At 34.2% G+C, this 11604-nt stretch carries 14 protein-coding genes; 5 read left to right on the plus strand and 9 right to left on the minus strand.

Annotated features, from left to right (window positions below):
* Nucleotides 1-40: 40 nt before the first annotated feature.
* From CD003_RS12070 to CD003_RS12085, 4 genes are all read right to left on the minus strand, one after another.
* Entirely contained in the window at nucleotides 41-1375 is a 1335-nt protein-coding gene (locus CD003_RS12070) for a (Fe-S)-binding protein (protein WP_096201350.1), read from the minus strand.
* Nucleotides 1372-2784: a glycolate oxidase subunit GlcD gene (gene glcD / locus CD003_RS12075; RefSeq protein ID WP_096201351.1), complete on the minus strand. Its 1413-nt coding sequence runs from the start codon at nucleotides 2782-2784 to the stop codon at nucleotides 1372-1374. The genes CD003_RS12070 and glcD overlap by 4 nt, the downstream gene beginning before the upstream one ends.
* Before the next feature lie 126 nt (nucleotides 2785-2910).
* Nucleotides 2911-4038, minus strand: coding sequence for a CdaR family transcriptional regulator (locus tag CD003_RS12080; protein WP_096201352.1), 1128 nt, complete (start codon nucleotides 4036-4038; stop codon nucleotides 2911-2913).
* Between the two features lie 62 nt (nucleotides 4039-4100).
* Nucleotides 4101-4886: a phosphatidylserine decarboxylase gene (locus CD003_RS12085; protein ID WP_096201353.1), complete on the minus strand. Its 786-nt coding sequence runs from the start codon at nucleotides 4884-4886 to the stop codon at nucleotides 4101-4103.
* A gap of 145 nt (nucleotides 4887-5031) precedes the next feature.
* Here CD003_RS12085 and pssA point away from each other — a divergent pair, with 145 nt between their 5' ends.
* A complete protein-coding gene (pssA, locus tag CD003_RS12090) occupies nucleotides 5032-5571 on the plus strand; it encodes a CDP-diacylglycerol--serine O-phosphatidyltransferase (protein ID WP_096201354.1) in 540 nt (179 codons plus the stop codon).
* A gap of 203 nt (nucleotides 5572-5774) precedes the next feature.
* Nucleotides 5775-6047 carry an HU family DNA-binding protein gene (locus CD003_RS12095; RefSeq protein ID WP_096201355.1) on the plus strand — a complete coding sequence of 91 codons (273 nt, stop codon included), beginning with the start codon at nucleotides 5775-5777 and terminating at the stop codon, nucleotides 6045-6047.
* A 282-nt stretch (nucleotides 6048-6329) separates the two neighbouring features.
* On the opposite strand, the gene wrbA is transcribed toward CD003_RS12095, so the two are convergent.
* Together wrbA and CD003_RS12105 are read right to left on the minus strand one after the other, a co-directional pair.
* Nucleotides 6330-6929 carry an NAD(P)H:quinone oxidoreductase gene (wrbA, locus tag CD003_RS12100; protein WP_096201356.1) on the minus strand — a complete coding sequence of 200 codons (600 nt, stop codon included), beginning with the start codon at nucleotides 6927-6929 and terminating at the stop codon, nucleotides 6330-6332.
* Nucleotides 6930-7082: 153 nt separating this feature from the next.
* Nucleotides 7083-7529 (minus strand): MarR family winged helix-turn-helix transcriptional regulator, encoded by a 447-nt coding sequence (locus tag CD003_RS12105; protein ID WP_096201357.1) that lies wholly within the window; start codon nucleotides 7527-7529, stop codon nucleotides 7083-7085.
* Between the two features lie 351 nt (nucleotides 7530-7880).
* Here CD003_RS12105 and CD003_RS12110 point away from each other — a divergent pair, with 351 nt between their 5' ends.
* Nucleotides 7881-8564, plus strand: a complete 684-nt coding sequence (locus CD003_RS12110; RefSeq protein ID WP_096201358.1) for a response regulator transcription factor — start codon at nucleotides 7881-7883, stop codon at nucleotides 8562-8564.
* Between the two features lie 45 nt (nucleotides 8565-8609).
* Here the strand turns inward: CD003_RS12110 and CD003_RS12115 are convergent, their stop codons facing one another.
* From CD003_RS12115 to CD003_RS12125, 3 genes are read right to left on the minus strand one after another with little or no spacing between them, the layout of a single operon-like run.
* Nucleotides 8610-9089: a sensor histidine kinase gene (locus tag CD003_RS12115; protein ID WP_096201359.1), complete on the minus strand. Its 480-nt coding sequence runs from the start codon at nucleotides 9087-9089 to the stop codon at nucleotides 8610-8612.
* Complete coding sequence (locus CD003_RS12120) at nucleotides 9082-9774, minus strand: 7TM diverse intracellular signaling domain-containing protein (protein WP_096201360.1); 693 nt, start codon at nucleotides 9772-9774, stop codon at nucleotides 9082-9084. Before CD003_RS12120 ends, CD003_RS12115 begins: the two co-directional genes overlap by 8 nt.
* Before the next feature lie 5 nt (nucleotides 9775-9779).
* Nucleotides 9780-10343: a hypothetical protein gene (locus tag CD003_RS12125; RefSeq protein ID WP_096201361.1), complete on the minus strand. Its 564-nt coding sequence runs from the start codon at nucleotides 10341-10343 to the stop codon at nucleotides 9780-9782.
* A 270-nt stretch (nucleotides 10344-10613) separates the two neighbouring features.
* On the opposite strand from CD003_RS12125, the gene CD003_RS12130 reads away from it, so the two are divergent.
* Nucleotides 10614-11195 (plus strand): SiaB family protein kinase, encoded by a 582-nt coding sequence (locus tag CD003_RS12130; protein ID WP_218838250.1) that lies wholly within the window; start codon nucleotides 10614-10616, stop codon nucleotides 11193-11195.
* 14 nt (nucleotides 11196-11209) lie between these two features.
* The gene (locus tag CD003_RS12135) at nucleotides 11210-11596 is read left to right on the plus strand and encodes a DUF1987 domain-containing protein (protein ID WP_096201363.1); all 387 of its coding nucleotides are present in this window, start codon (nucleotides 11210-11212) and stop codon (nucleotides 11594-11596) included.
* Nucleotides 11597-11604 lie beyond the last annotated feature (8 nt).

Raw genomic sequence — 11604 nt, forward strand, 5'->3', positions numbered from 1 at the left:
AGTAACAGCTTTAGTAACTTCTATAGCCGTATTTTTGTCATTAAGTTGATTCTGCATATTTCACAGCCTCAGCTAGTAAATCAACGATATGGACCCCTCTAACACTCTCAGATAAGCCCTCCCTTTCAATCCCTAGCTTCATTTGAAGTAAACAGCCTGGATTTGCCGTCACTATTGAAGATGCACTAGTTGCTTTTGCATTGACCATTTTGTGGTCTAAAATATCATTAGACATATCTGGTTGGACTATATTATATATCCCCGCTGAGCCACAACAAGTATCTGCATCTTTCATTTCTTTGTACGTCACGCCTTCAATTGACTGAAGTAATTTTCTTGGTGCACTGGCTGTTTTCATGACATTTCGTAAATGACATGAATCTTGGAAAGTTATTGTTTGCTCTGTTAGTTTCATTTTGGGAGGACCCACTTCAACTAGTATCTCTGAAATATCCATCACTCTTGAGGAAAAGGCCTTTGCTCTCTCTACCCATTCAGGATCGTCTTTTAATAAATGGTCATACTCAACTAATAGTGCCCCACAACCGCCTGCATTAGAGATAATATAATCAATATGGTCTTCCTCAAAGGCAATAATGTTTTTCTTAGCCATTTCCTTCGCTTTATCTTTCTCACCACTGTGAGCATGAAGAGCACCACAACAGCTTTGAGTTTGAGGAATTACGACTTCACAACCTGACTTCTTTAATAGGTACAATGTAGAATCATTTGTTTCCATAAACATTGTATCCATTAAACATCCTGAAAAGAATGCAACTTTTTTCTTTACTATCCCTTCTGCCTGAACATGAGAGGGACGATTTTTCATTCGTTTAGGTGATGGTACGGATGGAAGGATTTTTTCCATTGTTGCCATATTACCAGGCATAACATGTAGCACTTTCGACTTTTGGACAACCTTTTGTACACCAGACTTTTGATAGAACCATAATAAACTATTTAACGAACGCATTCTATTTTGATGAGGGAAAAGCTGATTAAATACTGTTTTGCGCAAGACACGGACAGGAACACTATATTTTTTTGTTGTATTTAGGATATCTCTAGCTTCCTCTAGTAAATGACCATATTTCACACCTGAAGGGCAGGCTGTTTCACATGCACGACAACCGAGACATAGGCTTAACTGCCTTTCAAAATCTTCATCAGGCTCCATTTTCCCGTCGACAACTGCCTTCATTAACGCTATCCGACCACGAGGTGATGCGGCTTCATTTTGTACTGTTTCTCCATAAGTCGGACAACTTGGTAAACAAAAACCACATCTCATACAGTTCATTAATTCATCATAATCCATTCGTTTTTGAAATTCAGCGATTGTCTGTTCTTTTGTTTTATCTGTTATGTTACTCATCGTTGAACAACCACCCGTTTTTTAGTTTCTTTCGCAAACATCTTTCCAGGGTTCATTATGTTATTAGGGTCGAAAGCAAATTTTAATGTCTTCATCGCAGCTACACCTTCTTCACCTAACTTCCAAGCTAAATAAGGTGATTTCATAACCCCTACACCATGCTCTCCTGTAATCGTCCCACCTAAATCTATTGCCTTAGCGAAAATCTCTGCAAAAGCCTCTTCTACACGTTCTATTTCCTCTTCATTTCTAGCATCCGTCATACATGTTGGGTGTAAGTTTCCATCACCTGCATGACCAAATGTACAAATTTCAACATTATACTTTACAGCAATTTCATTGATCGCCTTGACCATTTCAGCAACCTTAGAACGTGGGACTGTTGCGTCCTCTAAAATCGTTGTTGGTTTCTTTCTAGCTAATGCCGATAATGCTGAACGTCGTGCTGTCGTTAATGCAAGACCTTCTTCTGCTGTTTTGGCAATTTGAACAGAAATTGCTTTTTCCTCTTTACATATTTCTGCAATTCTCTCAATGTCTCTATCTACTACTTCTTTGGCACCATCTTGCTCAATTAATAATACTGCACCTACATCAGTTGGTAAGCCAATCTTGGCAAAATCTTCTACTACCTCTAATGTGGCACGATCAAGAAACTCCAGAGTAGCTGGGATGATTTTATTTGAGATAATTTTTGATACTGTCGCACCTGAAGCTTCAAGCGTGTCAAATAACGCGAGCATCGTTTTCTTTGTCTCAGGCGTTGGGATAAGCTTCAGAGTTGCCTCTGTAATAACCCCTAGAGTCCCCTCAGAGCCAACCATTAATCTAGTAAAATCATAACCTGCTACATCCTTTGCTAACTTTCCACCCGTACGAATTACTTCCCCGTTTGGTAAAACAACCTCTAATGCGATAACATAATCACGAGTAACTCCATACTTTAAGCCACGTAAACCACCTGAGTTTTCATTAATGTTGCCACCGATAGTAGAGATTTTCATTGAGCTTGGGTCTGGTGGATAAAACAAACCTTTTTCTTCTACAGCTTGAATCATATCTAACGTGATGACCCCCGGCTGAACCGTAACGGTAAGATTCTCTTCGTCAATTTCTAAAATCTCGTTCATATGTGTAAATAAGAGGACAATTCCTCCCTCTAAGGGACATGTTCCAGCACATAAATTCGTTCCTGAACCACGAGGAACAATCGGCACTTTATATTCATTACAAACTTTGACAATCCCCTGTACTTCCTTGGTATTTCTAGGCTTTACAACTCCATCAGGCATTGCTTGATAATTTGGTGTAGCATCATATGAATAAACGAGAAGACTTTCATTTGAATCAAGAACATTTTCTTCTCCAACTATTTTCACTAACTTCTGCTTTACTTCACTAGTTAACATATTTGTTGCCTCCCTTAATCGTCTGAACGAATCGGTTATTATAGTTCTATTGTAAAAAAACAAACCGCTTAACTCTATGTATAAGTCTACAAAGAATAAGCGGTTTTTCTGTTTATTTTTATATGTTCATCTAATTTCATTCCAAAAATTTAATGCAATGTAACATGTTACTAAAATACGAGTGTCCTTTAAGGATTCTCCAGTTAATTCTCCAATTCTTTTCAACCGATAGTGGAGTGTATTTATATGGATATGTAAGGCACTAGCTGTATGCTTAAGCGAGGTATGATGAATGAAGTATTGTTCAAGCGTTTCCATTAGTTCCTGTTCATAAAGAATTGGTCCTAATACCTTTTTGACAACTTCCTCTCTTGTTTCATCACTTATTTCAGCAAGAGCTATATCTAACGTCAATTCATCATAAAAGGTTATTCCACTCCCTTTTCTCGATGTCCGTAACGCTCTCTTCGCTTCCTGATAAGACTTCGACAGATACTCAATTCCCTTTTGTAGTGAACCGACACCAATAGTCGAAGAAATTCCGTAGTTGTTCCTTATCATTTCTCTAAACTTCTCAAGCTTTTCTCGGAATAGAGATTCTTTCTGCTGTGTTGTAGCTACTTTTAAGAGAACAAATCGACCATTACCCCATCGTACTAGCAAATCCTCTGAATTTACAATAGTAGGTCCGTACCTTTCTAGAACTTCTCTTTCAATTAATAGTTCATCTATTGGTTCGTTTGCGATATCTAACTGTATTAAAGCACATTTTCTAGGGACATCCATTCGGATTCCAAGGATTTCTCCTCTTTCCCTGAAGTCATCATCTTGTTCCGTAGAATGTACCCATTCGTAAACAAAGGATTCAAGCCCCCTCATTTTTGATTCTAAGCGTTCTGAATAATGCGCTTCTTGTATAATTAACTCTGTCATACGTTGAATTAATTCACCATACGAAGACACTTTTTCGAGAGAACCGGTAATTCCAATGACACCAATGACTTCTTTTTGGAAAGTAATCGGTAAATTCAAACCCGATTTTACGCCTTGGAGACGTTCTACGTCTTCCTCAGTAATCGGCATTTTCTTCTTTGATTTTACAACTCGCAATGCTCCTTCATGAAAAGTACCAACCCGTTTATTATCGCTTCCTGCAACAATAAAACCATCTGGCCCAACAACTATGACCTCTTCATTAATAACTTGAGTTACTTCACTCACAATTCGTTGCGCCAAAACTAGTAAGATTCTCATGAATATACACCCTTAATCTATAAAAAAATTACATAATTTTTGTAAATTGGTCATACACTTCATTAATTAGAAAATTCTATTCTTCCAATACTTTGACCTACTTGTACCTCTTTTGGAAGGTTCTTTTCATCACTATGAAAAATCCCCTTCTCAAATAACAATACGACTGTAGAGCCGAAGGAAAAGTACCCGACTTCTTCCCCTTTTTTTATTTCACTCGATGGATGAGTTGTGTGGATACTGTTGACATTTAATGCACCAACTTTCACAATCGCCATATGCTTACCTTCAGTTTGCACTTCAGTAATTAAACGGTAATTCCTGGAAAGTGGTCTTTTTCCATAAATAAGTCCATGTTCATTGACTGGATATGACTTTTTACCTAATGTCCACTGCCTGATAACTTGGCCAGATATTGGACTATGGATTCTGTGATAATGGGATGGACTTAAATAGAATATAACATAAGCACCACCGCGATATTTATCAATATGATTATGGTTTCCAAGCATTTCTTCTATGCTATATGTTTGTCCTTTTACAAAGAAGGTACAGGTGTCTGTTATCTCTCCTAAATCAGCTAAAATCCCGTCGACTGGACTTACTACTTGGTCCTTTCGTTCATCAATGATACGAACACCTTGTTTCAACCTTCTAACAAAAAATGAATGTAAACTACGATAATCGGAAAGTGGTTTTTCCATTTCCTCTTGGTTTATTTTATAAGTTTTTGCAAAGGATTTAACGAGGTATCTACTTGCACTTGATGTTGTAAACTTCCGAAGTAAATATGAATTTAATTGATTACTTGTTAATTCCATAAAAGAACGATATAAAGCTTTTTTCACCGTTAACCTCCACTGGCATAAGATTGTAAAATTATCTAAATGTTTCTATAGTTCTCTTGCCAAAATTATGTTATTATTTTAAGTTAAGAAGATCTTTATTTTTTTTATTTTATTTTTTATCGTATAGAAGGGATGAGTGAATCTCATGTTTTTACTACAACATTTGGATCATACAGTAAAAAAGATGAAAAGCCAATCAGCAAATTTGCTGACAATCATAAATTTAAGCTTTGGTGCATTTGCCATTATTTTTGTTCTTCAAAATGATCTTCGCGCTGCCCTATTATTAATTACTCTAGCCGCAGTATTCGATCGATTAGACGGAATGGTTGCAAGAAAATTAAAGATTACATCTGAACTTGGGAAGCAACTTGACTCACTTAGTGACATTATTTCCTTCGGTGTTGCTCCTGCTATTTTATTACATCAAGCGATACTATATGAATTCGGAATTGCAGGGTCAACTTTTGCAATTATATTCATCGTTTGCGGTGCAATTCGTCTTGCTCGCTTTAATGTCTCTGAAATGCATGGTTATTTTGTTGGACTACCAATTACAGCCGCTGGGTGTCTTTTAACACTTTGCTATTTATTAGTAGGGTTCATCCCTGACGCTGTTTTTATGTTTATAACTGTCATTTTGGCTTTACTAATGATAAGCACATTTAAAGTTAAAAAAGTATAAAATAAAATCAATTGTATTACCTACTTTGTACAAACACAGAGTAGGTTTTTTAAAAAATTTGCATTTTATGTAAGTGTTTCGACAAATCCTGAGTGAAATCTGGATTTTTTTATGTATTTTTTATGGAATGCTTGACACTTTAAGGTTTAATGAGTAAATTTTAAATGCAGGTTATATTTATAGGTATGAAAGGGAGTTTTTTCATGAACAAAACAGATCTTATTAATACAGTAGCTGAACAAGCTGATCTTTCAAAGAAAGATGCTTCAAAAGCTGTTGATGCAGTATTTGAAAGTATTACAAACACATTAAAAGAAGGCAATAAAGTTCAATTAGTTGGTTTCGGTAGCTTTGAAGTACGTGAGCGTTCAGCTCGTAAAGGTCGTAATCCGCAAACTGGTGAAGAAATTGAAATTGCAGCTACGAAAAATCCTGCATTTAAGCCAGGTAAACAGTTAAAAGACGCTGTAAACTAAAGACAGTGTAGGTTCTTGGTTACATAAGCTTTTGCCATTATCGTTGAATATTTATATATCAATATAATAAACCAAAACCCCAAAAAGCAAAGGCACTTGTCCTTTGCTTTTTATTATTATGTACTTTGTTTAGACCGCCCAACAAAAGTTCACATCCCAGTTGAACGGCCAATCGCAGGTAAAATTGGGATGTTACTATCATTGTTCCACATTTAGACCTTTTTTGCACCTAGAAAATGTTGGATTTTATAAAAGGAGCAGTACCCTACGCTGTTAATTATATTATTTTAACTTTTCAGCAATTTGTACTGTACGCCTTGCTTGATGCTTCACTGCATCTGTTACATCTTCTTTCATGTTTCCTTCTTGGTCAACAGTAACACTATTGCCATACGGGTTTCCACCAGAAGTGAAAGCAGACTGGTCTGTATAGCCTGGAGCTACTACTATAGCACCCCAGTGATACATTGTTGTGTAAAGTTGAAGTATTGTTTGCTCGTGTCCACCATGTAGGTTACTGGCTGATGTCATCCCACTAACTACCTTATTCGCAAGTTTCCCATTGAACCACAAACCACCGGTCGTATCTAAGAATTGTTTCAATTGTGCAGGTATGTTACCAAATCTCGTTGGTACACTGAAGATAATAGCATCAGCCCATTCTAGGTCATCTAATGTTACTTCAGGAACATCCTTAGTTGCATCTAAATGAGCTTTCCAGGCTGGATTTGATTCTATAGCAGCAGCAGGAGCAAGCTCTGGCACCTTTAACACTTTTACTTCAGCACCAGCCTCTGTACCACCATCCTCTGCCCACTTTGCAAGCTGATAATTCGTTCCTGTTGAACTGTAATAGATTATTGCTAAATTAATTTTTGACATGCTATTTACTCACTTTCCCTTCTATAAAAGTTTCATGAATACATGTCTACTATACCCTCAATTCATTGAATTCAATCAACATTACTGCATTACCTTTAACACATAACTAAAGTAACTTAAGTTAATGATTATGATTGTAAACCAAAAAAAAAATTAAAGCTCTTTTGCATTGAGCCCTAACTTTTTTAATAAAGTAATCATCGTATTCTTTTCATCTTGATCTAAACTTCCAAATATATTATTTATTGCTTCCTCATGGTCAGGGAAGATTTCACTCATAAACTTCTTACCAGCTTCAGTAATTGCTGCATACGTTACTCTTCTATCTTTTGGACATGACTTTCTTTCTAATAGTTGTTTTTTTTCTAATTTATCAACAACATATGTTATACTTCCACTTGCTAACAAAACTCTTTTCCCAATTTGTTGAATAGGCTGATCTCCTTTATGGTAAAGAAGTTCTAGAACAGCAAATTCAGTTGGGTTTAGACCGTAACTTCTAATGTCATCCTCAACACAGTCCATTACCGTTCTTGTTGACCTCGACAACACTATAAATAACTTCAATGCTAAGTCTTTCTCATCAACATTATTATTCATAATATCAACCCTTATTTATCTCGAATTAAGGATAATTATATAATTAGCAAAGTAAACATGTCAACACTAAAAAGTAACTGTTTTTCATTAAATTAATTTATCCCTCTATCTTAAAGGACAAAATCAAAATCAATTTCACTAGGATAAGAACTACTTTCCGTTAACAACCGATAATAAAAGTAAAGTTTTTTAAGGTTCTTTGTAAAATATATCCTTTCAGATCCTCCATCATTAATCATCCCTTTTTCAAACAGTAGATATTTAATACTTACAAAAATATATGGATTATTTTTCGAAATATCCATTATACTTAAAGTAGTAGCAAACTTCTGAAAGTGGGGAATTACTTAGATGTATAAAGTATTTATTGTGGAAGATGATTTTTTGATGCGCTACAGTCTAGAAGTAATGCTAAATAACGAAGACGATATGAAAGTTATTGGTAAGGCTGAAAATGGAGAAGAGGCCATAAAAAAAATCAGTAATGAACAACCTGACATTGTGCTAATGGATATTCGATTGCCGATAATGGATGGGATTACATGCACAAAACTTATTAAAGAAAAATTCCCTAATATCGTTGTATTAATTCTTACTACTTTTAATGAAGACGAATACATTTATGAAGGTTTAGCCTATAAGGCAAATGGTTATATTTTAAAAAATATTAATAACGATAAGCTTATTAAAACAATAAGAGAAGCAGCTAAAGGACAATTTATTATGCCAGAAGAAGTAGCTGCTAAATTATCAAACCGTCTCCACAAACTCTATGACCATGCCTCTCTTTCTATGAAACTAAACAAAATTTTTGACTATTTAGAGCAAGATAATATCCAGTTAAGTAAGAAAGAAAGAGAAATTGTCGAATTAGTATTAGAAAAACTTAATAATCGAGAAGTAGCAAAACGGTTATTTATTAGCGAAGGAACAGTAAAAAATTATTTAACAGTACTTTATACAAAACTCGGAGTTAAAAACCGAAATCAATTAATCGATTACTTTAGAAAGTTAGATAAAAAACAATTAAATTAAAAGAAGACCCTTGATATGTTACTTTACCAAGGGTCTTTGTTCTAACTATACTGTAGGAAAAGAAATGCAAACAAAATAAATCGCTGCTTTGTCTTTCTCAACCCAAATTTCCCCACCTTGCTTCTCAATAATTTCCTTTGCTAATGTAAGTCCTAACCCTGTATTCGATGAATTTACTTTACGTGCTTGATAAAGCTTTTCAAATATAAATTCAATTTCGTCATCTGTAATTAGGCTACTCGGAAGCGTAATTTTAAAAATGATTTGTGATTCTTTCTGTTCACAGCTCAAACCTAGTGGAGTAGAGTCTTTCCTTAAATCCTCAATTACATTCTTTATCAGCTTTTTAAATACTCGTAGCGTTTGAGTAACATCAATAATAATAGCAAGATCAGAATGGTTACTGTCTATGGGTTTACTCGTGGTAAAAGCTTTTATTTTACTTTCGTACACTAGATGCTTTTCAACTGTATCAATTAATTCACATACCCCAATTATCTCCTTATCAAATGTTACCTTATCCATCTTCAGCTAATTTATTCTCTAACGATTGATTCAATTCATACACTTCATATGTCAGACTATCAACCTTTTTAAAAAGGTGTGAATAATTCATCGATATAATAATAATCTGTGCTAATAAAAATAAGCTGAAACCATAAGGTAGTAAGTCCATTGTCTGAATAATTTCATTATGATGAAGATAATCATTCATAATTGTCATAAAACAGATTATAGCAAAAATAAATCCAATTAGTGCCCCTTCTCGCTTCTTTATAGCTGCAGTTAAATATACATATAAAAGATATATCCCCGATAAGCCTATAACAACCATCATCAACGGCATTAAAGAAGTAAACGTCCCTATAGAAGTCACTAATACAATCAAGCTAAAAACAGTTCCTATTAGTATAGCAATAAAAACAAAAGCCTTATTAATTTCATATGGGAATAAATATCTTAGAAATAATACAAATGCTATGTAACTCACATTTTCAGATAAATATTCTAATTTCTTTAGGACAGTCCAATCAAGCTCATTGTATAACGTTAAGAGCAATATATCGCCTACTAATAATGTACGTACAGTCATCGCTAAACAAAATAGTCCAAAGAAAAGCATCGATAAATTTTTTCTTTGAAAACTGTAAACCACAAGATAATAAACTCCCATAATGAAAAGCATTCCGATACTCAACATTTGGAGCATCAGACTTATATCCTTACTTGTATTAATAGAATTAATTGTTCCAAGTGTAATAGGTTCCCTAGTCCACCTTTACGATAATTATAGTTAGTAACATGTAAGACTAAATCAATGGAAGTTGATTGTGGTGTAAAATAAGCAACAGTGTTACGTAGCATTGGGATCATCACTTCTTCTGACTCCCCAATTCTCCCTTCTCCTGCAACTTTCACTCCATCAATCCACAACTCATACGAGCTCCCAATCTTTGGAATACGCAACGCTTTCATTTGGTCTATTCCCTCAGGGGAAATCTTTATTTTTAATCGATAGGTAGCAAAACCCTCGCTATCCCAACTTGATGGTACATCAATATACTCACTTACCTTTTTTACAGCATTCGGTTCTACAAATTGGTTCCAAAAAAACTCCCATTCACCAATTAACTTGATACTATCATCTTCAAAATCCCAGTCTAGTAAGTTCATCTCACCCTTTAAAGCAACAATATCTTTTTTCTCAGCTACTACATATTCGAGACCATACGTACATATAAGAAAAATAGATGCTAAAACAACTCTATAACACGTCATTAATTCTCCTCGTTTTGTTATTATTTGTTAAAAAAAATATCTCTATTTCAAAATACACTATATTTTAAAGAACTGGAAATTAAAAGTGCTTATTAGTCACTTTTTATAGTAATCATCTAAAATTTTAGTTTATAGATTGAATAAATTAAAATTAACTATATAATTATTTTATAAAGCATAGTCCATAAGTACTAACTAATTTGGAAATGAAGTCACTAACAATACATTTTTGATTGCTTTATAATGAAAATTAAATCATAGGTATAAATAATGAATCATTATAAATTGGAAGGGGCCTTTAATTTGTCAATCAGTCATCTGCTTAATTTACAAAATCTACTAAGAGATGAAGGGGTACTTATAAGTTTCTCAGGAAGATTTTCACAAAGTATTATTGAAGAGTTAGGCGCAGCTCTAAAAAAATACCTCGAAGAAGAAAATAAGCCTAAAAATAATATCTATAATATATTCGCTATTTTTATTGAGCAAACACAAAACATCAAGAACTATTGCACATTAAATCAAAATCATCCAAACTATGAAAAGTTCGCCCAATCATGCATTGTAACGATAGGTATTGAAAACGAGACAAATTATATTCATTCAGGAAACCTTATCTTAAATAAAGATGTTAATAACCTTGTAGAGAAGGTAGAAGCTCTCCAAAAGCTAAATAAAGATGACTTGAAAAAACTATTTAAAGAAAAAAGAAAAGAATCTCTTATTTTAGAAGAAGGAAGTGCTGGTTTAGGTCTAATCGAAATCGCGAGAAAAGCAAGCTCTCCATTGAATTACTCAATTACTAGAATAGATGATCAATTTTCCTTTTTTACTCTAAAGGTTTTGGTTTAGGGGTGGACAATATTATGAATTTATTACAAATAGAAAGCACAAACAGTACACCAGAGATAAACTTTGACTCAGAAAATAACGTATTAGTTATGAAAGGTCAATCCTATCCTGAAAATGCTTATAAATTTTACGAACCGCTTTTCCTATGGATTGACCATTTTCTAGAACAACTCCAATCAGGACACTCAGTCCGAATTGAATTAGATTTACCGTATATTAATACGAGTAGCTCTAAATGCTTAATGATGCTGTTAGATAAATTTGAAGAAGCCAACAGTCCTGATAATCCATTTTCGCTATTTTGGTATTGTGATATGGAAAACGAAAGTGAAGTTGAATGTGCGGAAGAGTTTGTTGAAGATTTAACTTTCTCATATGAAATCATTCAAAGAAATGATTAATGGTCTGA

Origin of the sequence: Bacillus sp. FJAT-45350 (assembly GCF_002335805.1) — a bacterium.
GTDB lineage: Bacteria > Bacillota > Bacilli > Bacillales > NISU01 > FJAT-45350.

Coding starts and splice junctions, on each gene's coding strand:
- pssA (WP_096201354.1), top strand. CDS start 5,032: ATGTTTTTACTACAACATTTGGATCATACAGTAAAAAAGATGAAAAGC.
- CD003_RS12070 (WP_096201350.1), bottom strand. CDS start 1,375: ATGAGTAACATAACAGATAAAACAAAAGAACAGACAATCGCTGAATTT.
- CD003_RS12080 (WP_096201352.1), bottom strand. CDS start 4,038: ATGAGAATCTTACTAGTTTTGGCGCAACGAATTGTGAGTGAAGTAACT.
- CD003_RS12105 (WP_096201357.1), bottom strand. CDS start 7,529: ATGAATAATAATGTTGATGAGAAAGACTTAGCATTGAAGTTATTTATA.
- CD003_RS12130 (WP_218838250.1), top strand. CDS start 10,614: ATGAATCATTATAAATTGGAAGGGGCCTTTAATTTGTCAATCAGTCAT.
- glcD (WP_096201351.1), bottom strand. CDS start 2,784: ATGTTAACTAGTGAAGTAAAGCAGAAGTTAGTGAAAATAGTTGGAGAA.
- CD003_RS12115 (WP_096201359.1), bottom strand. CDS start 9,089: ATGGATAAGGTAACATTTGATAAGGAGATAATTGGGGTATGTGAATTA.
- CD003_RS12095 (WP_096201355.1), top strand. CDS start 5,775: ATGAACAAAACAGATCTTATTAATACAGTAGCTGAACAAGCTGATCTT.
- CD003_RS12110 (WP_096201358.1), top strand. CDS start 7,881: ATGTATAAAGTATTTATTGTGGAAGATGATTTTTTGATGCGCTACAGT.
- CD003_RS12135 (WP_096201363.1), top strand. CDS start 11,210: ATGAATTTATTACAAATAGAAAGCACAAACAGTACACCAGAGATAAAC.
- CD003_RS12125 (WP_096201361.1), bottom strand. CDS start 10,343: ATGACGTGTTATAGAGTTGTTTTAGCATCTATTTTTCTTATATGTACG.
- CD003_RS12120 (WP_096201360.1), bottom strand. CDS start 9,774: ATGCTCCAAATGTTGAGTATCGGAATGCTTTTCATTATGGGAGTTTAT.
- wrbA (WP_096201356.1), bottom strand. CDS start 6,929: ATGTCAAAAATTAATTTAGCAATAATCTATTACAGTTCAACAGGAACG.